The sequence below is a fragment of the Sulfitobacter sp. W002 genome (assembly GCF_025142135.1).
Classification (GTDB): Bacteria; Pseudomonadota; Alphaproteobacteria; order Rhodobacterales; family Rhodobacteraceae; genus Sulfitobacter; species Sulfitobacter profundi.
Genome location: NZ_CP081126.1, coordinates 2,700,001 through 2,724,155, shown reverse-complemented (window position 1 = coordinate 2,724,155; position 24,155 = coordinate 2,700,001). Strand labels below are relative to the sequence as shown.

Below are 24,155 nucleotides of genomic sequence, written 5' to 3'. Positions count from 1 at the left end.
CGATATATCTTCGTGGCGGTGATGGGGCTGATGACCGCCCCCGCCGCGCTTATGGCGCAGGACAACGATCAGACGCTGGCGGACATCCGCCAGCAGTTGACCGTGCTGAGCGTCGAGGTGCAAAAGCTGCGCCGCGAACTTTCGACCACGGGCGGTGGCTCGGTTGAAACGGGCGGCAGCTCTGTGCTTGAGCGTGTCGGCACCATGGAAAGCGAATTGCAGCGCCTGACGTCGAAAACCGAAGAAATGGAGAACCGGATCAACCGGATCGTGGCCGATGGCACCAACCGGATCGGGGATCTGGAATACCGTCTGGTTGAGCTTGAAGGAGGCGATCTGGGCGCGCTCGGAGAGACGTCGACTCTCGGTGGAGGGGAGGCCCCCACCGTCGTGGCACCCGCCCCCGAGGCCGACCGCGAGGTGGTCGAGATGACCCCCGGCAGCGGTGGCGCGGCGCCCTCAAACGGCATCATCACCCCCATCAACGAAGCAGAGCTGGCGGTCAGCGAGAAGACCGATTTCGAGCGGGCGCAGGGGGCGCTCGCAAACGGTGACTTTCGCAGCGCCGCCGATCTCTTTGCGACCTTCAGTCAGACCTATCCCGGTGGTCCGCTAGCCGCCGAAGCCGAGATGCGCCGCGGCGAAGCGCTGACCGGTTTGGGCGACAACCGCGAAGCGGCCCGTGCCTATCTCGCGGCCTTCAGCACCGATCCCGAAGGGCCGGTGGCACCGCAGTCGCTGTTTGAATTGGGCCGCGCGCTTGGCGTGTTGGAGCAAACACAAGAGGCCTGCGTGACCCTTGCGGAGGTTGCCGTGCGTTTCCCGGGCGCCCCGCAGGTGAGCCAAGCCGAAGCGCAGCGCCAGACGCTGGGTTGTTCCTAACCGCTGATGACTGCGCCTGCCGCGACGGCTGATGCAGCGCTGGCCAAAGGGCTCTTGGCGGGGCTGGGCGGTGCGCTGCCCCCCCGCCTTGGCGTTGCAGTCTCGGGCGGGGGCGATTCCATGGCTCTGCTGTCGCTGTTGCATGGGCTTTCGGCGGCGGCGGGCACACATTTTGAAACCGTGACTGTCGACCATGGTCTGCGCCCCGAAGCCGCCGGAGAGGCCGCCTTCGTTGCGCGCCATGCCAGCGCTCTGGGCTTGTCTCATGAAACACTGCGCTGGCGGGGGTGGGACGGGCAAGGCAACCTGCAAAACGCGGCGCGTGAGGCGCGGTATCGGCTGATGGCCGATTGGGCGGAGCGGCGCGGGCTGCCCTGCGTGGCCCTTGGGCATACGGCGGACGATCAGGCCGAAACGGTGCTGATGCGATTGGCCCGCCGGTCGGGGGTGGACGGCCTGTCGGCCATGGCGCCGCGCAGCAAGCGGCACGGCATCACATGGCTGCGCCCGCTGCTTTTTGCCCGACGTGAGGCATTGCGAGGGCATCTGAGGCGCGCGGACCTCGAGTGGGTCGACGACCCCAGCAACGATGACCCGCGTTTCGCCCGCATCCAAACCCGTCAAAGTCTTGCCGCCCTCGCGCCGCTTGGCATCGACGTAGAGGCCTTGGCCGAGGTGGCGCGCAACATGGCCACCGCCCGGGAGGCGCTGAAAAGCCAGACCGACAGAACGGCAGGCGATATTCTGCGCATGGAGGCGGGCGCACAGGTGATGCAGGCCGAGGGCTTTTTTGCCGCGCCCGAAGAGATCCGCCGCCGTTTGATGATTCATGCGCTTGGGCAGGTCAACGGCGGCACCTACCCCCCGCGCCGCGGCCCCGTGGCGGCCCTGATCGCGGGGTTGGCGGAGGGGCAGGCGGCCACGCTGGGGGGCTGTCAGGCGCTGCTTCGGCGCGGTGAAATCTGGGTCTTTCGGGAATATAACGCGGTGCGCGACCTGCGGGTGCCTGCGGATCAGCTTTGGGACCGGCGCTGGCATGCGACGCTCCCAGAGGGGCTGCCGAAAGGCGCTGAATTGCGGGCCTTGGGGGCAGAGGGCCTCGCCCAATGCCCCGATTGGCGCAGCCTCGGGCGGCCCCGTGCTATGCTGCTGTCGACCCCGGCGATCTGGCAGGGCGCGCGCCTGCTTGCAGCGCCCCTTGCCGGGCTGGACGAGAAATGGCATGTCCAGCGCGAAAGCGGCGCGGAATGCAATTAAACCGCGCCATTATCGCATTGAACATGAGCGCATCATGTCTATCTTAGTGTGGTGGTTGCCCGGACGGGCGCCCCTTGGGTCGCGGGACTTGCCCGCGGCCATGTGAATTTAGGAGAATTCCCTTGGGAAATGTTCGTAACCTCGCCTTCTGGGTTGTCCTGATGTTGCTGGTACTGGCGCTGTTCAACCTGTTCAGCGGGTCCAGCGGGTCGCTGCAAAACAATGAGGTCAGCTATTCCGAATTCGTCACCTCCGTACAGGATGGTGATGTCCGTAATGTGACATTGGATGGCGAGCAGGTTCGGTTCCGCAAGGCGGATGGCGCCGACTACCTGACGATCAAACCCGGCGATGCCGAGTTGACCCAGCTTTTGATCTCCAACGATATTCCGGTCAAAGCGCGTCCGCAGCAACAGTCTGGTTTCCAGACTTTCCTGATGTCGCTTCTGCCCATCGCGCTGCTGATCGGTGTGTGGATCTACTTCATGAACCGCATGCAGGGCGGCGGCAAAGGCGGGGCGATGGGCTTTGGCAAATCCAAGGCCAAGATGCTGACCGAAAAGCAGGGCCGCGTGACCTTTGACGACGTGGCGGGCATCGATGAGGCCAAGGAAGAGCTTGAGGAAATCGTCGAATTCCTGCGCAACCCGCAGAAATTCTCGCGCCTTGGCGGCAAGATCCCCAAAGGCGCGCTGCTGGTGGGCCCTCCGGGTACCGGTAAAACGCTGCTGGCCCGCGCCATCGCGGGCGAGGCGGGCGTGCCTTTCTTTACCATCTCCGGCTCCGACTTTGTCGAGATGTTCGTCGGTGTCGGTGCATCCCGTGTGCGCGACATGTTCGAACAGGCCAAGAAAAACGCGCCCTGCATCGTTTTCATCGACGAGATCGATGCCGTCGGTCGTCACCGGGGTGCTGGCTATGGCGGCGGTAATGACGAGCGTGAGCAGACCTTGAACCAGCTTCTGGTCGAGATGGACGGTTTTGAGAGCAACGAAGGTGTCATCATCCTCGCCGCGACCAACCGCCGTGACGTGCTTGACCCCGCGCTGCTGCGTCCGGGCCGTTTTGACCGTCAGGTGACCGTGCCGAACCCCGACATCAAAGGCCGCGAAAAGATCCTCTCGGTCCACGCGCGCAAGACCCCGCTGGGGCCGGACGTTGATCTGCGCATCATCGCACGCGGCACGCCGGGCTTTTCGGGCGCGGACTTGGCGAACCTCGTGAACGAGGCAGCACTTATGGCTGCCCGTGTCGGTCGCCGTTTTGTCACCATGGTCGATTTTGAGCAGGCCAAGGACAAGGTGATGATGGGGCCAGAGCGCCGCTCGATGGTGATGACCGCCGAGCAGAAGGAAATGACCGCTTATCACGAGGCCGGTCACGCGCTGGTCGGCATGACGCTGCCCAAATGCGACCCGGTCTATAAAGCCACGATCATCCCGCGCGGCGGCGCGCTTGGCATGGTGATGAGCCTGCCTGAGATTGACCGGCTGAACATGTTCAAGGACGAATGCCACCAGCGTTTGGCCATGGCCATGGCGGGCAAGGCGGCGGAAATCCATAAATACGGCCCCGATTCCGTGTCCAACGGCCCGGCGGGCGACATTCAGCAAGCCTCTGCGCTGGCGCGCGCGATGGTGCTGCAATGGGGCATGTCCGATAAGGTCGGCAACATCGACTATTCCGAAGCCGCGCAGGGCTATCAGGGCAATACCGCTGGGTTCTCCGTCTCGGCCAACACCAAGGAGTTGGTCGAAAAAGAGGTGCAGCAGTTCATCCAAGACGGCTACGACCACGCGATGAAGATTATCTCAGAGAAAGAGGTGGAGTTCGAGCGTCTGGCCCAAGGTCTGCTGGAATATGAGACCCTCACCGGCGATGAGATCAAACGTGTCATGGACGGTCTGCCGCCTGCCGAAGACTCCGACGACGACAACTCCGACGCGGGCAGCGCACCCAGCGTCACCGCGATCCCCAAGGCGAAGGGCAAGAAAACCCCGCCGAAGGATGGCGGAATGGAGCCTGAACCTTCGGTGTGATCCGGCCTGCAACCCTATGAAAAACCCCGCTTCGGCGGGGTTTTTTCGTTTTGGGCTGACCCTTGGGCGATAGGCGAAAAATTCCCCTATCGCTTCACAGCCGCCTCCGCGTTAGACAGGGGTGGAATTCCTAATCAGCCGGGGTCTTATGCGACGCTTCCTCTCTGCCCTTGCCGTTCTCTTTGCGCTTACCGGCGGCCCGGCTTGGGCCGATCCGCAGACCTACGCCGTGGCATTGGGCGGGCGTCAGTTGGGCACGTTGCAGTTCAACGGCCAAAGCCGGAACGCCGCGTTTTTGCTGTCTCTCAACAACGCCCCTTTCGGCATCAAGAACGGCAGCTTCAACGCGGTTACCCAGTCTAACGGGAACACGGCCAGCTATCTGGGGGCGAACCGGGGGAGCGAGAGGCGCGATATCGCGATTGACCGGACGGCGGGGCGGGTCACCTCGGTTGAAATCACGCCGTCTTCGGAGATGACAGAAATGTCGGATGCCAAAGCGGTGCCGCCCGGCGTCCTTTTCCCGCCTGAGCTATTCGCCGCCCTTGCCACTGGCAATAGCTGCCCCTCTCCGCTGGCGCTCTACGATGGCCGCCGCGTGGTCCAAGTCGCGACCCAAGAGGTCCGTGAGGAAGGCCCTGCCGTGCATTGCGATATGTCTTACCGCGTTGTCATGGGGCCGGGCTATGTCTCTCCCTTTTATCTGAAATCCTTCGGGATGGCGCTTGTCTATACCGCGGGCACCCTCACCAACGCCTCATTGAGCGGTGGCGGATTTAAGGTGCATTTGATCCGACAGTGAGCCTAGGGTTCAGCAGCCACCCAAACCACCCCGAAGGACCGCATGATGCCCGAGCTACGCAAGACAGACCATGTCGCCGAAATCACTTGGCTGGGCATGGTCCCTCCGGATCGCGAAAACATCCGCTCGGTCGCGATGGATCAGGCGCGTGCGACCTATGCAGGCTTTGAGGGGGATTTCCACGCCGGGCTGACCCGTCCGGCCTGCGTCCGCGTGCGCAACCTGCATGCTAAGGGCACGGAAATTCGCAATACCCGCCAACTGTCTGTCCTCTCGGCCGAAGAGATGGCGCAGATTACCGCCGCCATGAACTTGCCTGAGCTTGACCCGACCCTGCTGGGCGCGTCGATTATCCTCAAAGGCATCCCGGACTTTACCCTCGTCCCGCCCGGATCGCGGCTGCAGAACGCCCATGGCGCCACCTTGGTAGTGGATATCGAAAATGGCCCCTGCAATCTGCCCGCGCGTGAGATCGAGGCCGAGACCCCCGGCCATGGCAAGGGCTTCAAACTCGCAGCACAGGGCAAACGCGGCGTGACTGCTTGGGTCGAGCGGGAAGGGCCGCTGGCCGTGGGCGACAGGTTGACGCTTTTCGTGCCGAACCAGCCCGTCTGGCCCCACCTCGGCTGACCGCGCGCCGTTTCGCGATGCTTGAGTGTCGGAAACACGGCCCCCCGTCGGGGTCTTGTCGCGCTATGGCTAGGGGATAAAAATCGCCACCAACGGCAACAGGGGATTCTCATGGCTTTCAAAACCGACATTCAAATCGCCCGCGAAGCGGCGAAACGCCCTATCCAAGAGATCGGCGAAAAGCTGGGCATCTCCAGCGACGACCTGCTGCCCTATGGCCATGACAAGGCAAAGGTAAGCCAGACGTTCATCGATTCCGTCCAAGACCGGGCGAACGGCAAGCTGATCCTCGTCACCGCGATCAACCCCACGCCTGCGGGGGAGGGGAAGACCACCACCACGGTGGGGCTCGGCGATGGATTGAACCGGATCGGGAAAAAGGCGGCGGTCTGCATCCGCGAAGCCTCCCTCGGGCCGAACTTTGGGATGAAGGGCGGGGCGGCAGGTGGCGGCTATGCCCAGATCGTGCCGATGGAAGAGATGAACCTGCATTTCACCGGCGACTTTCATGCCATCACCAGCGCTCATAACCTGCTGGCGGCGATGATCGACAACCACATCTACTGGGGCAACGAGCTTGAGATCGACACCCGCCGCGTCGTTTGGCGGCGCGTGGTCGACATGAATGACCGCGCCCTGCGCCAGATCACCGCATCCTTGGGCGGCGTGCCCAACGGTTTCCCGCGCGAGACGGGGTTCGACATCACCGTCGCCTCCGAGGTTATGGCGATCCTCTGCCTGTCCAAGAACCTCAGCGATCTGCAAGAGCGCCTTGGCGCGATGATCGTGGCCTACCGCCGCGACCGCAGCCCGGTCTATGCCCGCGACATCAAGGCGGATGGAGCCATGACTGTGCTCTTGAAAGACGCAATGCAGCCCAACCTCGTCCAAACGCTGGAGAATAACCCGGCCTTCGTGCATGGTGGCCCATTTGCCAATATCGCCCACGGCTGCAACTCGGTTATCGCAACGACCACAGCGCTTAAACTGGCGGATTATGTGGTGACAGAGGCGGGCTTTGGGGCCGATCTTGGGGCCGAAAAATTCATGAACATCAAATGCCGCAAGGCGGGGCTCGCGCCATCGGTTGTCGTGGTGGTGGCCACGGTGCGCGCGATGAAGATGAACGGCGGCGTGGCGAAAGCGGACCTCGGGGCGGAAAATGTAGAGGCGGTGCAAAAAGGCTGCGCCAACCTTGGACGCCATATCGAGAACGTAAAATCCTTTGGCGTGCCCGTGGTCGTGGCGATCAACCATTTCGTCACCGACACCGACGCCGAAGTGGCCACGGTCAAAGACTATGTCGCGGCCCAAGGGGCCGAGGCGATCCTGTCGCGCCATTGGGAATTGGGGTCAGAAGGCTCTGCTGATCTTGCCACCCGCGTGGCCGAGATTGCCGACGGGGATCACGCGAACTTTGCCCCGCTCTATGCCGACGAGATGCCGCTTTTCGAAAAGATCGAGACCATCGCCAAACGCATCTACCGCGCCGACGAGGTGCTGGCCGATCAGAAGGTGCGCAACCAGTTGAAAGACTGGGAGGCACAGGGCTATGGCGATCTGCCGGTCTGCATGGCCAAGACCCAGTACAGCTTCTCGACCGATCCCGACCTGCGCGGCGCGCCCACAGGCTTCAGCGTGCCAATCCGCGAGGTGCGGCTCTCGGCGGGGGCGGGGTTCGTCGTCGTGATCTGCGGAGAGATCATGACCATGCCGGGCCTGCCTCGGGTGCCTTCTGCGGAGGCAATCAAGCTCAACGCCGATGGCGATGTGGAGGGATTGTTCTAAGGCGGGTTGCAATGCCCCGCCGTCGCGGTGATGTAGGGCGTGTTCAACGTGCAGCGAGCGAAAGTGAGACGGATATGGCAGCGACAATCATCGACGGCAAAGCCTTTGCAGCAACGGTGCGGGACAAGGTGGCGGGCCATGTCGCCCGGCTGACGACGGATCACGGCATCACGCCGGGCCTTGCCGTGGTGCTGGTAGGGGAAGACCCGGCAAGCCAGGTTTACGTCCGCTCCAAGGGCAAAATGACCCGCGAGGTCGGCATGAAATCGGTCGAACACAAGCTGCCCGCGACTGTGGATCAGGATGACCTGCTCAAGTTGATCGATGGGCTGAACAACGACCCCGAGATCCACGGCATTCTCGTACAACTTCCGCTTCCGGATCATCTTGATGAAGCCCGCGTGGTCAATGCCGTCTCGCCCGCCAAGGACGTGGACGGTTTCCACATCTCCAACGTCGGGCTGCTGGGCACGGGGCAGAAAAGCATGGTGCCCTGCACCCCGCTTGGCTGCCTGATGATGCTCCGGGACCACCATGGCGATCTGTCGGGGATGAACGCGGTGGTTATCGGCCGCTCTAACATCGTCGGCAAACCGATGGCGCAACTGCTTTTGGGGGATAGCTGCACCGTGACCATCGCGCACAGCCGCACCCGCGACTTGCCAGAAGTGGTGCGCCGCGCCGATATCGTCGTCGCCGCCGTGGGCCGCCCCGAGATGGTGCCTGGCGATTGGATCAAAGAGGGCGCCACGGTGATCGACGTGGGCATCAACCGGATTGAGACTGGCGAAAAGACCAAACTGGTCGGCGACGTGGATTTCGACAGTGCCAGCCAACGCGCCGGGGCCATCACGCCCGTGCCGGGTGGCGTCGGGCCGATGACCATCGCCTGCCTGTTGGCCAATACGGTCACCGCCTGCTGCCGCGCCAACGGGTTGGAAGAACCCGAAGGGCTGACCGCCTAAGAGGCAGGCACAGGCACGATGGTGCCCTGTAGGATGGCGATGAGCTTGGCCGCGCCATCCGTTTCCGCATGTACCTCTGCGGTTACGACACAAAGCCGCCGGCCCGGTTTCACCACCCGGCCCGTGGCAATCAACCGGTCCCCACGGGCGGGGGCCAGCAGGTTGATCTTGATCTCTGACGTGACGACATCAACCTCCGGGGGCAGGACGCTCAACGCTGCATAACCAGCCGCGGAATCGCCGATGGAAAATGTCAGCCCCGCATGGCCAAAACCCTGCTGCTGCATCGCGCCGGGCAGGACCGGTGCCCTGACCCTGACCAAACCGTGCTGCACGTCGAAGATCTCGGCCCCCAAGGTTTGCATCATGGTCTGCTTGGCAAAGCTCTCCCGCACGCGGCGTTCAATCTGATCATCCATCATCGCATCTTTCCAGGCATGGGAATCGCCACTGGTTGCGGCCCCGTCAGCACCGCGCGGGCCTCCGGCCCCATCAAATCACAAAGCACCCGCGACTGGCTGCGCAGCCCGCCGGTGTAGGTGCCATATGCAGGCAGGATCAGCCGCTTGCTGTCAAACAGAAAGGCCGGACGCGAGATGCTGCGCCCCCGCGCACGGATCGATGCCTTAGGATGATAATGCCCCGACACCTCGCCCCGGCCCTCGCTCGCGGCGATATGCCGAAAGGTCAGCGGGCCGAGCGCAATCTCTCCCAAATGCGTACCGCCCAAGCCTACGGGGCCGGGATCATGATTGCCCTCAATCCAATCCCACCGCCGCCCGGCTTGCAGGCCCAGTATCCACAACCGCTCTTCCTCCGGCAGCGCCTGCGCCGCGCCAAGGTCGTCGAAACTATCGCCAAGGCAGATCACATGCCGCGCATGCGTAAAGGACAGATCCGCCGCCAGTCGGTTCAACGTATCGCGGGTCTCATAAGGCGGCAGTGCCGACCCGCCGCGCCGCGCGATCCGCTCAGACTTGCCCAGATGCAGGTCACTTACGCAAAGCAAATCCCGGTCGCGCCACCAAAGCGCGCCAGAGCCAAGCGCGGTAAGCGCCGCGCCGGAGAATGAAAAATCGAGTCCGTTCATCCTTTGTTCATCTGAGATCGCTGCCGATTTGGCAAGGGGCTAAACGCGATTGTCGGAAGACCGGAAACGGCAGTGCAGCGGTATTTAAGAAAGGATGAAAGGTAGAAAACGCGCCCCGCAGCCGGGCGTTAGCCTGACCGGAGACGCGCCTTCATCCTTTGCGGTCATCGGCTCCGCAGCCTGTACCGCGGGATCAAGATGCGCGGCGTGGGTTAAAGAACTCTTAATATCTTCATCCTTTTTCAAATACCTTGCAGAACCTTTCCGCCCACGAAACCTCGGTGTTCAACGGCGATCTCGCCAAGGCGGCTGATCCGAGGGCGGCGGAGTGAGCTGCGCGAGGCCGGAGGCTTCCATCAGTCTTTCGGCCTCTTCCGCCAGCATGCGTTCCTGTCCGGCGCCTTCGACAGGCACACGGCCCATTTCCAGAAACAGCGGTGCGGCGAGCGGGCTTACGCGGGTCAGTTTGCGGTGGGTGATGCGCCCGGCGATGCGGCCCAGCATCTCTTCGATCCTGCCAAAATCCACCAGACCGCTCAAGGCTTCCTCGCGGGTGATGTCGAGCATCAGATGGTCCGGTTCATAGCGTTGTAATGTGTCGTAGAGGATGTCGCTGGAGAAGGTCGTCTGTCGTCCGGATTTGCGTGCTTGGGGGCTGTTGCGTTCGATCAGCCCCGCGATGGTCGCCGCGGCCCGGAAGGTCCGTTTCATCACGGCATTGCCCGCAAGCCAACTGTCGAGACCCTCGTGCAGCACGCTGGGGTCGAGCAGCTGCGCGGGGTCGTCGACGGGGGAGAGGCCCCAGATGAGCGTGGCATAGTCTGTGGCTACAAAGCCCAAGGGGCGCAGGCCGAGGTCTTCCATGCGTTTGGTCAACAGAAGACCCAGCGTTTGCTGGCCGTTGCGACCGGCAAAACCGTAGAAGACCGTTTGTTCGGCAAAGTCATGGGGGAAGCTTTCGACCAGCAGTGTGCCGGGTTGTGGCAATTGGCTGACCTCGCGTTGCAAGGTCAGCCATTCGGCGGTGTGGCGCGGCAATTCGGGCCAACTGTCTTGCGTGAACATCTGTTGTACGCGGGCCGAAAGCTGGGTGGAGGTGGCGAATTTCGTGCCGCCGAAGGTGGCCACCTTGGGCTTTTTTGCGGCGTTGCGGCTGACTTCGACAACGGTTTCGCGCAGCCCTTCGTAGCGTACGATTTGGCCGCCGATCAAAAAGGTGTCGCCTTTGGTAAGCGTTGCGGCAAAGCCTTCTTCGATCTCGCCCAGCGGTTTGCCGCCGCGGTTGCGTTTCATGCGGACTTTCAGCTTATCGGTATCTTGGATCGTGCCGATGTTCATGCGGATGCGTTGGGCGGCGCGCGGGTCACGCAGTTGCCACTGGCCGTCGGGGCGTTGCAGCAGGCGTTGCCAGCGGTCGTAGGCACGCAGGGCGTAGCCGCCGGTGGCGCAGAAGTCGAGGCAGGCGTCGAAGTCGGCGCGGGACAGGGCGGCGTAGGCCCCGGCGGAGCGGACCTGCGCGAAGAGGTCATCAGCGTCGAAGGGGCCTGCGCAGGCGGTAATGAGGATATGTTGGCACAGCACATCGCGCGGGCCGGGGCCGCGCGGATCGCCGTCGAGCGCGCCTTCGAGGACGGCCTCTAGCGCGGCCACGCATTCGACCACTTCAAAGCGGTTGGCAGGCACCAAAAGTGCCTTGGAGGGCGCGTTGTAGCGGTGGTTGGCGCGGCCGATGCGTTGGACCAGCCGCTTTACGTTTTTGGGGGCGCCGATCTGGATGATGAGGTCAACGTCGCCCCAGTCGATGCCAAGATCAAGCGTGCCGGTGCAGACGATGGCGCGCAGATCGCCGCGCACCATGGCGGCTTCGACCTTTTCGCGTTGGGCGCGATCCAAGCTGCCGTGGTGGATGGCGATGGGCAGGGCGTCTTCGTTGGCGAGCCAGAGGTTGTGAAAGAAAATCTCGGCCTGTGCGCGGGTGTTGTGAAAAATCAGCGTGGTCTTGTGTTGGCGCACTTGCTCAAGCACCGCTGGGATCGAATAGGCAGCACCGCCCCCGGCCCAAGGCGGGGCTTCTTCGGTGTGTAGCATCTGGATGTCGGGGGCGGGGCCCGGATCGGCCAGCAGCACTTCGCAAGGGTCGGGGTGGCGGGCCATGAGGTGGGCGATGGCCGAAGGGTCTTCGACCGTGGCCGAGAGGCCCACCCGTTTGAGGCCGGGGCAGAGGGCTTGCAGACGGGTCAGCGCCAGCATCAACTGGTCGCCGCGTTTGCTTTCGGCGAGGGCGTGGATTTCATCGATCACCACGCGTTTGAGCCCGCGAAAGGTGCGGGCCGCGTCCTCGTAGGAAGTCAGCAGAGCAAGGCTTTCCGGCGTGGTCAGCAGGATATGTGGCGGGTCGGCGCGTTGGCGGCGGCGGCGCGATTGCGGGGTGTCGCCGGTGCGATCCTCGATGCGGATGGGCAGACGCATTTCGTCCACCGGGCGGGTCAGGTTGCGTTTGATGTCCGCAGCCAACGCTTTAAGGGGGGAGATGTAGAGCGTGTGCATCCCCTCGTGCTCTTGCTCGGCCAGATCAACGAGAGTGGGCAGAAAACCGGCCAGCGTTTTACCGCCGCCTGTGGGGGCGATGAGCAGCAGGGCGGGGGCCTCGGCACGGTCCAGCATTTCTTGCTGGTGCGGGTGCAGGGACCAGCCGTTCTGGGCGAACCAATCGGCGAATTTGGGGGGTAGGGCGCGCATGACCCCCAATGTAGTATCGGCAGGCCCTGGGGCCAGCGGCCAGGGCTATTTTACGATCACCTCATCGCGGACGAACATATTGGCCCAAGCGCGGTCCACCAGATCGGGATTCATTTGATAGGGGATGCCTTCGAAATCGCAGATGGCGATCATCTGGTCGATCAGGAAGTTCGGCTGATAGTTCGCATAGACGTTGTCGATGGTCGGGTATTTCACCTTGAGCAGATGGATCAGCGTCGCCTCATCCAGTGGCATGCCGCGTTTGCGGGCGACCATGGCAAAGATCTTGAGGAAGTTCTCTTGGTCCGGCCCGTCGATTTTGATCTTGAAGAAAATACGCCGCAGGGCCGCTTGGTCGAAAATCTCATTCGGGTGGAAGTTGGTGGAGAAAATCACCAGCGTGTCGAAGGGCACCTCGAATTTCTCACCCGATTGCAGGGCGAGGATGTCTTTGCTTTCCTCAAGCGGCACGATCCAGCGGTTGATGATGCTTTGCGGTGGCTCTTGCTGACGGCCAAGGTCATCGACGATAAAGATGCCGCCGGTGGCCTTGAGTTGCAGCGGGGCCTGATAGGTCCGCGCCGTGGGGTTGTACACCAGATCGAGCATGTCGAGCGTCAGCTCACCGCCGGTGATGACCGTCGGGCGTTCGCAGCAGACATAGCGAGCGTCATAGCGGGTGATACGGCGCAGGGAGGTAGGGTCTTGGACCTCCGCCTCGGCGGAAGAATGCACGATCGGATCATAGACGGTGATGACCTGGCCCGCGTATTCAATGGCGCGGGGGACATAGACCTTATCACCAAGCGCGTCGCGGATCCCGTTGGAAATGCTCGACTTCCCGTTTCCCGGCGGGCCGTACATCAGGATCGACCGCCCGGCAGAGACGGCAGGCCCAAGGTGGTCCAGCAGGCTGTCGGGCAGCACCAGATGGCCCATCGCCCCGGTGAGTTGATCGCGGGTGATTTGCAGGTTCCGCACGGATTGGCGTTTGACCTGCTCGCGATAAACCTCAAGCGGGACGGGCATGGCACCGAAATATTCCGATTGCGCCAGCGCATCCAAGGCGCGCGCTTTGCCAGCGTCGGTCAGTTGATAGCCCATTTCATTGCCGCTGGTGGCGCTGAGCGTGCCTGTCGCCTCTAGCAGGCGCTGGCCGCGGGCTTGGTCGACCATTTCTTGCGTGACTTGGGTCGGCAGGCAGAGCGCTTGGGCCAGATCGCTGACCATTTCAACGTTCTTGCGAAAGATCGTTTTTAGGAGGATGTCGCGCATCATCACGATGGGCAGTTTCATATCCTCCAACCGCTTGGGGGGCGGCGGGGCAAGCACTGTGCTGGTCGGGGCGTTCATCAATGGCTTCCTTGGCAAAGCATGCGGCGGTGCGGCTTGTCGGTCAGACTGCAGGATAAATCTTGAATATGGCGTGAATGTGGACGCTTATTCCGCAATAAAAGAAAGTTGCGGCGGGCAGGGCGCGTTCAGACCCCGTAGCGCGCCCCCAGAATGAGATAGAGCCCCAGCGTGGTGCCAAGGGCGAGGCCCATGGGGAATTTCTTGGTTTCCTGCCAGCTTTGCCAATCGGGCGCGAGGCGGCGCAGGGGGGTGTATTTCACCCCGCGGTGCGTGGCAGCGGCGGCCAGAAGGGTGGCCATGAAAAGCATCATCAGCAGGCGCAGATCACCGATGGCGATAAAGGGCGCGGCAGCGGCGGCGAATTTGGCGTCTCCGGCGCCCATGACGCCAGCGGCGTTCAGCACGATGCCAATGACCAAGACGATGACGAGGCTCAGCAAGCGCCAGAGGTAAGTTTCAAACGGCAGCAGAAACAGACCCAACACCACGAAGATCGCGATGAGTACCAAGACCGCCTGATTGGTAATACGCATCTGCTTCATGTCGGTGAAAGCGACATAGAGGCAGATCGGCAGGACGAAGGGCAGAAACCACAGGGCCGCCGTGGCAGAGATCGCCATGGCTCAGCCGTTTTCCAACGCGCGCAGGGAGCGGACGGCGGCTTCGAAGTGCTGGGGATGGGTGTCGATCGCTTCGCGCAGCAGGCCCTTGCCGGTTTCCACGTCGCCGCGTTTGATCGCCGACAGGGCCATCGTGTGCAAAAGCTGGGCGCGTTCGGACTGCTCCATCGGCATGACGGGCAGGGTGTAATCGCGCTGTGCGGCGCGGGCCATGATGAGGTTGTTCTTGGCGGTGAAAAGCGTGTTGTCTTGACGGATCGCCTCGCCAAAAAGCCTCTCGGCTTCGGGGTAATCGCCGCGGGTCAGTTTGGAGTAGCCCCAGTTGTTCATCACGGCGGCAGGGGTCGTGGTCAGCCCGACGGCGATTTCATAGAAACTGTCGGCGCGGCTCCACTGTTCTTTGCTGTCGGCAACCATGGCTTCGAGCCGGTAGCGGGCGAATGTCTCATGGGTGGGGGGGATGCTGTTGAGGACCGTCTCGGCCCGCGCCCAGTTGCCCGAGCGGATCAGCGCATCGGCCAATTGCACACTGTCTTCGGGCGTGGCACCCTTCATCTTGGTGACCTTGTCCCATTCGCCCACGGCTTCGGTGGTGCGTTTGGCCCGCACGAGCGATGCGGCAAGCCCGCGCTGGTGGTCGATCCGGTCGGGGCTTTCCTTTACGGAACGCGCAAAGTAACTCACCGCCTCATTGGGGTCGGCCACGGTAAGCATCACGTCGGAGAGGTTGGTTTCATCCACCACATTGACGTCCTTGAAGGCCCGCTCAACGGTGGCGTTCGCATCTTTTTCACCGCAGCCAGCAAGGGCGGTGACGCCTGCCATGCAGACGGCCAGAATGATTGGATGGCGCATTTTGCGTCCTTTTACTGCTCTGCCGGGTCATGGTGTCGGACGGATCAGGTAATCCCCGCTGCCGCGCCGCACCAATTTGTAATTATCTTCATTGACTTCTGTTATAACAGATTTTTCCGTTTTTGCGAGCGCCAAGCGCAGATTGTCCCGGATTGCGTCACTTTCGCCATTATCGAGGGCATAGGCTTTGCGGAAAATCTGCTCGGCCTCGGCGGTCTGGCCGCTTTCCATCAGCACGACGCCAAGATTGTTCCAGACTTCCGGCTCTGCGGCGTCCTTCTCAACCGCGCGGCGCAACAGGGTTTCGGCCTGACCCAATCGCCCCAGTCCGAGGTTGGCACTGCCCAAAGCCGAGAGGATTTCCCCCGTCAGCCCATGATCCAGCGCGGCGCGGTTGAAGGATTTGATGGCCAGTTCATACTGCCCCGCCGCGATAAGCCTGTGGCCCACTTCGATGCCGTCGACGGCCTCTGCGCGGGGGTTCACGCCGGGGGCGTAGAGGCTTTCAGGCATCTGACCCCCGCGCAACGCGGAAAAGCCGCCTGTTGAACAGGCGGCCAGAGCAAGGCCCAAGATCGGCCCGATGAAAACGACGCGGGCGAGGCTGCGCCGAATTTTCTCCGTCATTAATTCCCCATCTGACCCAATTTCGAGATGCCATGCGCCGAGGGGCCGACCAGAATGATCAACAGCGGCGGTACGGTAAGGCCCATAGTGGCAAGGGTCATCTTGGTTGGCAACTTGTTTGCCGCTTCCTCGGCCCGCATCACACGTTTGTCGCGCATCTCTTCGGCATAGACGCGCAGGGCGTCTGCGATGGATGTACCAAAGGCCGCCGATTGGATCAGCACGGTCACGAAGGAGGAGACATCCTGCACGCCGCAACGCTCGCCCATGTCGTGGAGCACCGACACCTTGTCCTTGCCGGCCTTCATCTCATAGGCGACCATTTCAAACTCTTCAGACAGGGCCCGGTAGGAGGCGCGCAGTTCACGGGCGACGCGGACGATACATTGATCCAGCGATTGCCCCGCCTCGACGCAGACCAGCATCATATCCAGCGCGTCGGGAAAGCCGCGGGTGATCTCTTCTTTGCGGGAATCGACACGGCGTTTGACCCAGTATTTGGGCAGGTAATACCCAATCGCACCGGGGCCGATGGCCCACATCATGGTCTGCTGCGTGGTCATCCCTTCGCCGCCGCCCAAGACATTGGTGTAGATCAGGCCGCCCACCAGCCCGAGCATCCCAAGGGCAAACTGCGCAAAGTAATACAGCCGCACCGCATCGCGCGACCGATAACCCGCCTGACGCAGCATCAATTGTTTGGCGCTGAGTTCGGCCACGTCTTCAGGTTCAAGAAACTTGGCGAATTTCTGCAACTGGGCGTTCTGGTCGGACTGTCGCAACTTCTCGCGCGCGTTGTCGCCCGTGGGGGCCGTGCTGGTGCGTTTGAGCTTGGTCAGCGGGTCTTCGGGCTGGCGCAGCATCAGCACGAGCGTGATCGCCACCAAGGTGACGCCCAAAGTGCCGACGATGATGATCAGGCCCATCGGCCCCAAGGCTTGGTTGATCTGATCGTTAAGCTGATTGAGAAATTCCATCATCGGCCTCTCAGACTTTGATATTGGTAAGGATGCGCATCACAAACAGGTTCAGCACAAGGAAGATGCCCACAAGGAAACAGGCAGGAATGAAGTAGGGGTGATCGCGCACTTCGTCGTAGTAATGCGGATCGCCGAGGTTGATCACCACCAGCGCGGCCAGCGGGAATCCTGAGAGGAACTTGCCCGACCATTTCGCCTCGGCCGTGATCGCTTTGACACGGCGGAACAGACGGAAACGGGCGCGGATCACCTTGGCCAGACCGGCGAGGATCTCGGCCAAGTTGCCGCCCGATTGCTGTTGAATGGTCACCGCCACGGCCAGAAAGCGCAAATCCTGCATGTCGAGCCGTTCGGCCATATCCTTGAGCGCCTCGCCCAGATCACGGCCATAGGCGGCTTCATCCGCGATCACCCCGAATTCGGAGGCGAGCGGGTCTTGAATTTCCTTCGACACGATCGAGATCGCGTTGGAGAACGGGTGGCCCACCCGCAGGCTGCGCACCATCAGCTCAACCGCATCGGGAAGCTGCTCTTCGATCATCGCCATGCGTTTGCCCGCTTTATGGGACACCCAAAAGAACACCGCGCCGACACCCATGCCGACGGACATCATGGCCCGCACCGGCACCGATGTATCGGTGCCGATCGTCAGCCCCAGAAAGGCCAAGACGGCCAAACCGGACATAATCATCAAAAGTTGCTGCGGCGTGAAGGCAATCGCGGCCTTCTGCGCACGTTCTGACAGCAGGGAATAGAGCGGGATCGACTTGGCGTTCATATGCTGCTGCATTTCCTTGCGCAGCTTGTCGAGCACCTCTTCGCGGCGGGCCCCTTTCTCCAGCATCTCCAACCGGCGGTTCACGCGGCTGTTAAGGCTGATGGATTTGCCGAATGCGACAAGGTACAGCCCTTCGACCAGCACCAAGACGCCGATAAAGATCAGACCATAGATGATTGGTTCGGCACTCATTGCATCAATCCTTACTGGGCCGCCACGGGTTCATAGATGGAGGCAGGCAGGTCATAGCCCCACATGCGGAACCGCTCGGAGAAGTGGCTGCGCACGCCGGTGGCGGTGAAATGGCCGATGATCTTGTTCTCGGGCGTCAGGCCCACGCGCTGGAACCGGAAAATCTCCTGCATCGAGATCACCTCGCCTTCCATGCCCGTGATCTCGGTGATTGAGGTCATCCGGCGCGAGCCGTCTTGCAAGCGGCTGGCCTGCACGATCAGGTTCACAGCCGAGGAAATCTGGCTGCGCATGGCTTTGAGCGGCATTTCGATCCCGGCCATGGCGATCATGTTTTCCAAACGGCTGACGCCATCGCGGGCCGAGTTGGCGTGGATCGTGGTCATGGAACCGTCGTGGCCGGTGTTCATCGCCTGTAGCATGTCGATCACCTCCTCGCCGCGCGTCTCGCCGACGATGATCCGGTCGGGACGCATCCGAAGGGCGTTTTTCAGACAGTCGCGGGGAGAGACTTCGCCCTTGCCTTCGACGTTAGGCGGGCGGCTTTCCATCCGGCCCACATGGGTCTGCTGGAGCTGGAGTTCGGCGGTGTCTTCAATGGTCAGGATGCGTTCGTCGTTGGCAATGAACGACGATAGCGCGTTGAGCGTGGTGGTTTTACCCGAACCGGTACCGCCCGAAACGATGATGTTCAGACGTGTCGCCACGGCGGCTTGCAAATAGGCGGCCATCTCTTCCGAGAAAGCCCCGAAATTCACCAGATCGTCGATGCCCAGCTTGTCTTTCTTGAACTTACGAATGGATACCAAGGAGCCATCGACCGCGACGGGGGGCACCATGGCGTTGAAACGCGAACCGTCTTTCAGACGCGCGTCGACGTAGGGATTGCTTTCATCCACGCGCCGACCCACGGCCGAGACGATCTTGTCGATGATCCGCAGCAGGTGCTTTTCATCCTTGAACGTCACGTCGGTCAACTGCAGCTTGCCGTCTCGCTCGACGAAAATCTGCTGCGGGCCGTTCACCAGAATATCGTTGACGCTGTCGTCTTTCAGCAGCGTCTCAAGGGGGCCAAGGCCGGTCACCTCGTCATAAAGCTCGGAGTTCAACGTCATGCGATCTTCGCGGTTGAGCACGATGCTCTTTTCCGAGAGAACCTCGACGGCGATATCGTTGATTTCCTGCCGCAAATCGGCCTCGGAGGCATGTTCCAGCGCGGCGAGGTTGAGGTTGTCCAACAGGGCGCGGTGCAGTTCGAGCTTGATCTCACTCATCCGCTGCTTGCGCTTGACCTCGCGATCCTCGGGCGATGCGGCGGCGGGTTTGACGGCCCGGCGCATCGAAACCGGTTTGGCCACCTCGACGGGGGCGGGGGTCGCGGTGGCCGCAGGGGCGGGCTCGATCTTTTTGGCGGGCTTGGCCTCTCGGGCCGGTGCCGGAGCAGCGGCTTTCGGCGTCGCGGAGGCAGGTTTTTTATATTTGGAGAACATCGGTACGCTCTTTCGCTAGGGGCTTAGGCCGCTTTGGCCTGCTCGCCCTTGAGATCGTGGATGGAGCTTGCCAGCTTGGCGATTTCGCGCCGCAGGGGGCTTTTCGGGGCAGAGTTGGCCAGCGGCAGCCCATGGTCATTGGCCTGCGTCACCGCCTTGCCGCCGTCGGGCAGCTGCACGTCAATTGAGATGCTGAGCGATTCGGCCATCCGCTTAACCCGGCTCTTGGCGCTGAGATCGGTGAATTTGGGTGCGCGGTTCATCACATAGCGCAGCTTTTCAAAGGGCAGTTCCTCGGATTGCAGCGCCCGTTTGAAGCGCAGGGCGTTCTGGGCCGAGCGCATGTCGAGTTCCAGCATCGCAAAGTAGACGTGCGCGCTGGTCAGCACGGTCTCGGACCACTGCACCAGCGTCGAAGGCATGTCGACGATCACATAGTCGAACTGGTTGCGGGCCATGTTGAGGATACGGTCGATGTCTTCGTTGGTGACGATATCGAGCGGCAGCATCTCCGCCGGAGCGGTCAACACATGCAGCTTGTCCTCGAAGGTTTGCAACGCTTGGCCAAAGATTTCCTCGTCCATGGTTTCCGTGTCGGACATCATCTCATAGACGGCTTCGCGCCGTTGCAGATCAAGGAAGGTCGCGACAGAGCCGTATTGCAGGTCGAAATCCAGCAGGCAGACCGAGGGCGGATTTTTCTTGTCCGCATTGGCCAGTTCCCACGCAAGGTTCACGGCAAGGGTCGTGGCCCCAGTGCCACCAGCCAGCCCATGCACCACGATCAGGGCGCCATCCTTTTGCGCGCCAGCCTTCAGTTGCGGGGCGCTGGCCTCGGCTGCGGGGGCAGGGGGCGCGTTCTCTCCGGCGCGGACGCGGGCGATGGCCTGGGCCAACTCGCCTTCGGGCAGCGGATAGGGAACGAATTCATCCGCACCCTGCCGCAGCAGCGAATGCAGCGCGGCGGGGGTCATGTCTTCGGCAATCAGAATCACCCGGATGTCGCGGGCCTTGGCCTGCGTGATGATCTCGGTCATCAAAACGAGGTTGTCTTCGTCGGTCTCATCCATGGCGAGGGCGACAAATTCCATCGCCTCAGCCTCGGGCTGGCCAAAGAAGGCCAGCGCTTCGGCGAATCCCAGATCGCCCCAGCTTTCGCCCAGAGTCGCCTCCATGTCTTCGATCAAGAGGTCGAAATTCTGTACATCACGGCTGATTGTGCAGGCAACGATCGGCGCTGCTTCGGGTTGGGGCATAGTGCTGCTCATGACCTTTTGTCCTTTACATCAACGGTTTGGCCGGAGGGCGGCGATATTCTGTCGCCGCGATCGCTCTGACCTCTGCCTCATGCGCGGCCCTTGAGCCGGGCACATTTATCCTTCTGTGTCGAATATCACCCCCAACTGGGGCGAGATTGGGGCCAAAAAGCCTCTATTGTTGGGTATCTTGAAACGATCTACCCATTCACGCCCGATTGACCATGGGCGGGCTGGGACGAAAAACCCCCGCGGCCCGAAGGTGCGGGGGGATATTCTCTTGTTGAAAGAGGGGCTTGCCCTACTCTCCGCCACCACCTGCGACGGTGGCACTGGCGCTCAGTTGCGAGGGGGGCACGGCGCTGGCCACATACTCGCGGTAGATGATCTGCGCATATTTGCCATCCAGCAGCATCGGGTGGCCGTGCACAAAGCCGCTGACCTCGGTCACGGTGCGGCGATTGCGGCGCTCACGGCCTTGGGTCACGATCAGGGGCTGCGTTTCACCAAAGGAAACAACGGCTTCCAATCGGCTGGGGCTGATTCCCAAGGTCGAGAGATAGCGCACCACTGCCTGCGCGCGGCGCAGGCCGAGGGCGCGGTTATAGGTCTGCGAGCCGACCAGATCGGTGTGGCCATAGACACGGAAGCGCATCTCGGGGAATTGGCGAATCCAACCGGCCTGCTGGCGCAGAATCGCCTGCGCATTGGCGTCCAACCGGTCGGAGTTAAAGGCGAAAGTCACGGTAGAGCGGACCTCGCTGGCAAAGCGGTTCGCCAGATCAAAGGTTACACGCTTTTCGCCTGTCATGACCTGCCGATTGTGCAGCGTGGCATTGCCGAACTGGCCGGTGTCCACGATCGACCCCGCCTCGCGGTAGAACTGCGTATAGACCGGATCATTGCTGGGGGAGCAGGCGGCGAGCCCTGCGAGGGCCGCGGTGCCAGCGATCAACGTGATATGTCTGCGTGTCATCGGATCAATCCAGTACATAACCGTAGGAGCCGCGGAAGTCCTGTTTGGCGACCTCGCCCGCAGCACCCCGGCTGGGGGTGCGAGTGCCGTCCGCCGTGCGCCCGTGCAAGAACAGGTCTTTCTCGGACGGCGGTTTGATGCGGTCCGTGGGCAGCACCAGCGCCTCGCTCCGGGTTGGCGTGACCAAATGCGCGGTGACGATGATGACCAGTTCCGTCTGGCTGCGCTGATAATCCGCTGACCGGAACAGCGCGCCCAGCACCGGCACATCGCCGATCCACGGCAGTTGCCGCGTGCTGTCGGTGAAGTCGTCGGTCAGAAGGCCCGCGATGGCAAAGCTCTCACCGTCGCGCATCTCGACCGTGGTCGAGGTTTCGCGGCGAGTGAAGGCGGAAATCTCAATGCCGTTGCCCAATGAAATGCTGTTACTCGCGTCGATGGCCGAAACGGCGGCGTTCATTTCAAGATTGATGATATCCTTGTCCACGACGCGCGGGATAAAGGCGAGTTCTACGCCGAAGGGTTTGAACTCCACGGCGATGGTATCACCGGTCTGGGCCACGGGGACGGGATATTCACCCCCGGCGAGGAACTTGGCCTCTTGCCCCGAAAGCGCCACGAGGTTCGGTTCGGCCAGGAACCGCACGACGCCTTTTTCTTCCAATGCTTCCAACAGGATGCCCACTTGGGTCGAGCCTGCGTTGAAGCCGAAAAGAACTGCGCCCGCGTTCTGGTTCGATCCAGGGATCGAGCCGCCAAGCGAGGTCGCGACCCCGCCCGAAGTATTGGTGCTGCCGGTGCCCGCACTGAAATCGGACCCGCCATTGATGGCCAGCGAAGAGCCGAGCGATTTCGACACATTGCGCTGCATCTCTGCAAAGCGGACTTTCATCATGACCTGCTGAATGCCGCCGACGCTCATCAGATTGCTGACCCGCTCAGGCGCATAGCGTTCGGCCAGATCGAGCGCGCGTTGCAGCCGCTGGGTCGACGAAACGATGCCCGAGAGCACGATGCCGTCATTGGCGGTGCGTACTTCGATCTTCTCACCCGGTAGGATTTGGCGCAGACGTTCTTTGAATTCAGACACATCCGCTGCGACGCGGACATCGACATTGGTGATCAACTGCCCGCCGGCGTCGAGCAGCGTCAGCGTGGTCAGACCCGGGGATTTGCCCAACACATAGATCGTGCGGTCAGACAAAGACGAGATATCCGCGATGCCGGGGTTGGCAATGCTTAGCTCCGCGAAGGGGATGTCGCTTTCCACCACCACAGCGCGGTTCATCGGAACGTCGAGGCTGGAATTGGTGCCGCGTTTCACGACGCGCAGCGTGTCGGCGCCAGCTGAACTGGGCAGGGTCAATGCCATCGGCATCGCGCCCAGTGTCAGCCCCAGCAGGGCCGCTTTTAGAAATCTATCGATTTTCATGTGACCTGCCTTTTTGATCACGCCTCGGGATGGGTCTTTTCGCCCTCGTTTGGCAGCACTCTGCGGCAATTCAAATTTTATTGCAAGAATCAAGCTCTTCGCGGGTGCTGTGCATGTGGGCTATTCGCAACATAACAGAGAATGGAATAGACGCCGCAGGAGGGCTGCGGCGTCTTTTTTAGCTTAGCAAGAGGTTGTTATCGGATCAGTTTGTACAGGGGATCGGCAGTTCGACCACTTCGGCCCCGCGGCGGGTGCGGATCGTGCAAACCTTTTCTTTGGCGACCTCTGCGATGGTTTCCTGAGCTTCGATGCCCAGAAGCGAGCGTTGGTCGACTTCGATGGCCTCGGCCACGGTGTCGTCATTCGTACCGACCAGAGCAAGAGACAGACGGCCGGTTGATTGCGCTTGGGCCAGGGCGGCGACCTGTTGGGGGTTCACGGCCACGGTCACGGTCTTCGCGATCGAGGCTTCGCCCATCACCAGCGCATCTGCGCTTTGGTCGATGGCGATCAGCTGTACGGCCGATTCGATCAGTTTGGTTACATCGCCGTTGCTGGATTGGTTGCCCACATTCACGCGGCCCGTCCAATAGACATCTACCCGGTCGCCGGGACGCAGGAAGCCCGACACGCCGCTGGAAACGTCGACTTTGAGGGCAAAGGCGCGCATGCCGCGAGCCAGACGCGAGGTCAGACCGGAATCTTCGCCCGGCTCGGTCACCTTCACGGCCATGATCGCTTCATCTTTCTCGATGTTGCGCAGCACGATGCGTTGATCTTTGGTGTTTTCCGGAAACAGCACGGTTTCCTCAAAGAATGTGCCCTCGGGGATGGCATTCTCGGGCCATTTAACGGCGCGCACATCTTCGCGGGTGAGGGGCTGCCCGTATTTCAGGGGCTTGTCGGCCACCCAAACGGTTTTGGTTGGCACCACTTGCGCCAGCGCGGCTTGGGCCTGCGCGTTCGCGGTTTGATACTGTGAAATCCGGTCTTTCGCCAGATAAACGGCCCCACCAGCAAGCGCTATACCCACCAAAAGAACCAATCCGAATACGGCTCGCATGTCGTCACCTCTTTGCTATGGAAGCGAGTCTCGGCCCGCTTTGATCACCTCGGCAGATTAGCCGCCGAATATGGCGAGATTTGGTCGCCACGGCGGCGTTGCGATGAAGCTTGCCGTGGTGCGTTTTGGGGCGCCGTTGTTTTAAGTGGTCAACTGGACCCGGATGTATTCGACAAGCCCGTCAAGGCTGTCGGAGAATACGCTCAGCACCAAGATCGCCAGGCCCACCAGCGCGGCGGTCAGGACAACCCAATCAACGCTGACGGCGCCGTTTTGGTCACAGAAGAATTTCTTGAATTGGCTGCGCATACGTACCCTATGAATAGATGTGCTTT

Annotated in this window: 22 protein-coding genes; 7 read left to right on the top strand and 15 right to left on the bottom strand. The window is 61.8% G+C overall.

What is annotated here, in order from left to right; genetic code table 11:
- Positions 1–21: 21 nt before the first annotated feature.
- The 7 genes from ybgF to folD all read left to right on the top strand — a co-directional run bounded on the left by ybgF (position 22) and on the right by folD (position 8,363).
- Positions 22–882 carry a tol-pal system protein YbgF gene (ybgF, locus tag K3758_RS13370; protein WP_259950100.1) on the top strand — a complete coding sequence of 287 codons (861 nt, stop codon included), beginning with the start codon at positions 22–24 and terminating at the stop codon, positions 880–882.
- A 6-nt stretch (positions 883–888) separates the two neighbouring features.
- Positions 889–2,139 carry a tRNA lysidine(34) synthetase TilS gene (tilS, locus tag K3758_RS13365; RefSeq protein WP_259945785.1) on the top strand — a complete coding sequence of 417 codons (1,251 nt, stop codon included), beginning with the start codon at positions 889–891 and terminating at the stop codon, positions 2,137–2,139.
- 122 nt (positions 2,140–2,261) lie between these two features.
- The gene (gene ftsH, locus K3758_RS13360; RefSeq protein WP_067942389.1) at positions 2,262–4,178 is read left to right on the top strand and encodes an ATP-dependent zinc metalloprotease FtsH; all 1,917 of its coding nucleotides are present in this window, start codon (positions 2,262–2,264) and stop codon (positions 4,176–4,178) included.
- Positions 4,179–4,326: 148 nt separating this feature from the next.
- Entirely contained in the window at positions 4,327–4,980 is a 654-nt protein-coding gene (locus K3758_RS13355; RefSeq protein ID WP_259945779.1) for a hypothetical protein, read from the top strand.
- A 45-nt stretch (positions 4,981–5,025) separates the two neighbouring features.
- The gene (locus tag K3758_RS13350) at positions 5,026–5,610 is read left to right on the top strand and encodes an MOSC domain-containing protein (RefSeq protein ID WP_259945776.1); all 585 of its coding nucleotides are present in this window, start codon (positions 5,026–5,028) and stop codon (positions 5,608–5,610) included.
- 111 nt (positions 5,611–5,721) lie between these two features.
- Entirely contained in the window at positions 5,722–7,398 is a 1,677-nt protein-coding gene (locus K3758_RS13345) for a formate--tetrahydrofolate ligase (RefSeq protein ID WP_259945773.1), read from the top strand.
- A 74-nt stretch (positions 7,399–7,472) separates the two neighbouring features.
- Positions 7,473–8,363, top strand: coding sequence for a bifunctional methylenetetrahydrofolate dehydrogenase/methenyltetrahydrofolate cyclohydrolase FolD (gene folD, locus K3758_RS13340; protein WP_259945770.1), 891 nt, complete (start codon positions 7,473–7,475; stop codon positions 8,361–8,363).
- Here folD and K3758_RS13335 read toward each other — a convergent pair.
- From K3758_RS13335 to K3758_RS13265, 15 genes are all read right to left on the bottom strand, one after another.
- On the bottom strand, positions 8,360–8,782 hold the full coding sequence (locus tag K3758_RS13335) for a PaaI family thioesterase (RefSeq protein WP_259945768.1): 423 nt from the start codon (positions 8,780–8,782) through the stop codon (positions 8,360–8,362). The genes folD and K3758_RS13335 overlap by 4 nt on opposite strands.
- Positions 8,782–9,453 (bottom strand): ligase-associated DNA damage response endonuclease PdeM, encoded by a 672-nt coding sequence (gene pdeM, locus K3758_RS13330; RefSeq protein ID WP_259945766.1) that lies wholly within the window; start codon positions 9,451–9,453, stop codon positions 8,782–8,784. The genes K3758_RS13335 and pdeM overlap by 1 nt, the downstream gene beginning before the upstream one ends.
- A gap of 285 nt (positions 9,454–9,738) precedes the next feature.
- Entirely contained in the window at positions 9,739–12,192 is a 2,454-nt protein-coding gene (locus K3758_RS13325; RefSeq protein ID WP_259945763.1) for a ligase-associated DNA damage response DEXH box helicase, read from the bottom strand.
- A gap of 45 nt (positions 12,193–12,237) precedes the next feature.
- Positions 12,238–13,545: an ATPase gene (locus K3758_RS13320; RefSeq protein WP_132444360.1), complete on the bottom strand. Its 1,308-nt coding sequence runs from the start codon at positions 13,543–13,545 to the stop codon at positions 12,238–12,240.
- A 128-nt stretch (positions 13,546–13,673) separates the two neighbouring features.
- Positions 13,674–14,168: a prepilin peptidase gene (locus tag K3758_RS13315; protein ID WP_132444361.1), complete on the bottom strand. Its 495-nt coding sequence runs from the start codon at positions 14,166–14,168 to the stop codon at positions 13,674–13,676.
- Between the two features lie 3 nt (positions 14,169–14,171).
- On the bottom strand, positions 14,172–15,023 hold the full coding sequence (locus K3758_RS13310) for a lipopolysaccharide assembly protein LapB (protein ID WP_259945755.1): 852 nt from the start codon (positions 15,021–15,023) through the stop codon (positions 14,172–14,174).
- A gap of 27 nt (positions 15,024–15,050) precedes the next feature.
- A complete protein-coding gene (locus K3758_RS13305) occupies positions 15,051–15,650 on the bottom strand; it encodes a tetratricopeptide repeat protein (protein ID WP_259945752.1) in 600 nt (199 codons plus the stop codon).
- Positions 15,650–16,627: a type II secretion system F family protein gene (locus tag K3758_RS13300; protein WP_201722007.1), complete on the bottom strand. Its 978-nt coding sequence runs from the start codon at positions 16,625–16,627 to the stop codon at positions 15,650–15,652. The genes K3758_RS13305 and K3758_RS13300 overlap by 1 nt, the downstream gene beginning before the upstream one ends.
- Positions 16,628–16,637: 10 nt before the next feature.
- Positions 16,638–17,600, bottom strand: a complete 963-nt coding sequence (locus K3758_RS13295; protein ID WP_259945748.1) for a type II secretion system F family protein — start codon at positions 17,598–17,600, stop codon at positions 16,638–16,640.
- 11 nt (positions 17,601–17,611) lie between these two features.
- Positions 17,612–19,090 (bottom strand): CpaF family protein, encoded by a 1,479-nt coding sequence (locus K3758_RS13290; RefSeq protein ID WP_259945746.1) that lies wholly within the window; start codon positions 19,088–19,090, stop codon positions 17,612–17,614.
- Positions 19,091–19,113: 23 nt separating this feature from the next.
- Positions 19,114–20,358, bottom strand: a complete 1,245-nt coding sequence (locus tag K3758_RS13285; protein ID WP_259945744.1) for an AAA family ATPase — start codon at positions 20,356–20,358, stop codon at positions 19,114–19,116.
- 289 nt (positions 20,359–20,647) lie between these two features.
- Positions 20,648–21,322 (bottom strand): OmpA family protein, encoded by a 675-nt coding sequence (locus tag K3758_RS13280; RefSeq protein WP_259945742.1) that lies wholly within the window; start codon positions 21,320–21,322, stop codon positions 20,648–20,650.
- Between the two features lie 4 nt (positions 21,323–21,326).
- Complete coding sequence (locus tag K3758_RS13275) at positions 21,327–22,754, bottom strand: type II and III secretion system protein family protein (protein ID WP_259945741.1); 1,428 nt, start codon at positions 22,752–22,754, stop codon at positions 21,327–21,329.
- 205 nt (positions 22,755–22,959) lie between these two features.
- On the bottom strand, positions 22,960–23,820 hold the full coding sequence (gene cpaB, locus K3758_RS13270; RefSeq protein ID WP_067621983.1) for a Flp pilus assembly protein CpaB: 861 nt from the start codon (positions 23,818–23,820) through the stop codon (positions 22,960–22,962).
- 141 nt (positions 23,821–23,961) lie between these two features.
- Positions 23,962–24,129 carry a hypothetical protein gene (locus tag K3758_RS13265; protein ID WP_259945738.1) on the bottom strand — a complete coding sequence of 56 codons (168 nt, stop codon included), beginning with the start codon at positions 24,127–24,129 and terminating at the stop codon, positions 23,962–23,964.
- Positions 24,130–24,155 lie beyond the last annotated feature (26 nt).

What these genes read in the sequence shown, in the direction of transcription:
- ybgF (WP_259950100.1), top strand. Translation starts at nt 22, where the DNA reads ATGGGGCTGATGACCGCCCCCGCCGCGCTTATGGCGCAGGACAACGAT.
- K3758_RS13315 (WP_132444361.1), bottom strand. Translation starts at nt 14,168, where the DNA reads ATGGCGATCTCTGCCACGGCGGCCCTGTGGTTTCTGCCCTTCGTCCTG.
- folD (WP_259945770.1), top strand. Translation starts at nt 7,473, where the DNA reads ATGGCAGCGACAATCATCGACGGCAAAGCCTTTGCAGCAACGGTGCGG.
- K3758_RS13325 (WP_259945763.1), bottom strand. Translation starts at nt 12,192, where the DNA reads ATGCGCGCCCTACCCCCCAAATTCGCCGATTGGTTCGCCCAGAACGGC.
- K3758_RS13310 (WP_259945755.1), bottom strand. Translation starts at nt 15,023, where the DNA reads ATGCGCCATCCAATCATTCTGGCCGTCTGCATGGCAGGCGTCACCGCC.
- K3758_RS13295 (WP_259945748.1), bottom strand. Translation starts at nt 17,600, where the DNA reads ATGAGTGCCGAACCAATCATCTATGGTCTGATCTTTATCGGCGTCTTG.
- K3758_RS13350 (WP_259945776.1), top strand. Translation starts at nt 5,026, where the DNA reads ATGCCCGAGCTACGCAAGACAGACCATGTCGCCGAAATCACTTGGCTG.
- K3758_RS13265 (WP_259945738.1), bottom strand. Translation starts at nt 24,129, where the DNA reads ATGCGCAGCCAATTCAAGAAATTCTTCTGTGACCAAAACGGCGCCGTC.
- K3758_RS13345 (WP_259945773.1), top strand. Translation starts at nt 5,722, where the DNA reads ATGGCTTTCAAAACCGACATTCAAATCGCCCGCGAAGCGGCGAAACGC.
- K3758_RS13355 (WP_259945779.1), top strand. Translation starts at nt 4,327, where the DNA reads ATGCGACGCTTCCTCTCTGCCCTTGCCGTTCTCTTTGCGCTTACCGGC.
- K3758_RS13300 (WP_201722007.1), bottom strand. Translation starts at nt 16,627, where the DNA reads ATGGAATTTCTCAATCAGCTTAACGATCAGATCAACCAAGCCTTGGGG.
- K3758_RS13335 (WP_259945768.1), bottom strand. Translation starts at nt 8,782, where the DNA reads ATGGATGATCAGATTGAACGCCGCGTGCGGGAGAGCTTTGCCAAGCAG.
- K3758_RS13280 (WP_259945742.1), bottom strand. Translation starts at nt 21,322, where the DNA reads ATGACACGCAGACATATCACGTTGATCGCTGGCACCGCGGCCCTCGCA.
- K3758_RS13320 (WP_132444360.1), bottom strand. Translation starts at nt 13,545, where the DNA reads ATGAACGCCCCGACCAGCACAGTGCTTGCCCCGCCGCCCCCCAAGCGG.
- tilS (WP_259945785.1), top strand. Translation starts at nt 889, where the DNA reads ATGACTGCGCCTGCCGCGACGGCTGATGCAGCGCTGGCCAAAGGGCTC.
- K3758_RS13275 (WP_259945741.1), bottom strand. Translation starts at nt 22,754, where the DNA reads ATGAAAATCGATAGATTTCTAAAAGCGGCCCTGCTGGGGCTGACACTG.
- cpaB (WP_067621983.1), bottom strand. Translation starts at nt 23,820, where the DNA reads ATGCGAGCCGTATTCGGATTGGTTCTTTTGGTGGGTATAGCGCTTGCT.
- K3758_RS13290 (WP_259945746.1), bottom strand. Translation starts at nt 19,090, where the DNA reads ATGTTCTCCAAATATAAAAAACCTGCCTCCGCGACGCCGAAAGCCGCT.
- pdeM (WP_259945766.1), bottom strand. Translation starts at nt 9,453, where the DNA reads ATGAACGGACTCGATTTTTCATTCTCCGGCGCGGCGCTTACCGCGCTT.
- K3758_RS13305 (WP_259945752.1), bottom strand. Translation starts at nt 15,650, where the DNA reads ATGACGGAGAAAATTCGGCGCAGCCTCGCCCGCGTCGTTTTCATCGGG.
- K3758_RS13285 (WP_259945744.1), bottom strand. Translation starts at nt 20,358, where the DNA reads ATGAGCAGCACTATGCCCCAACCCGAAGCAGCGCCGATCGTTGCCTGC.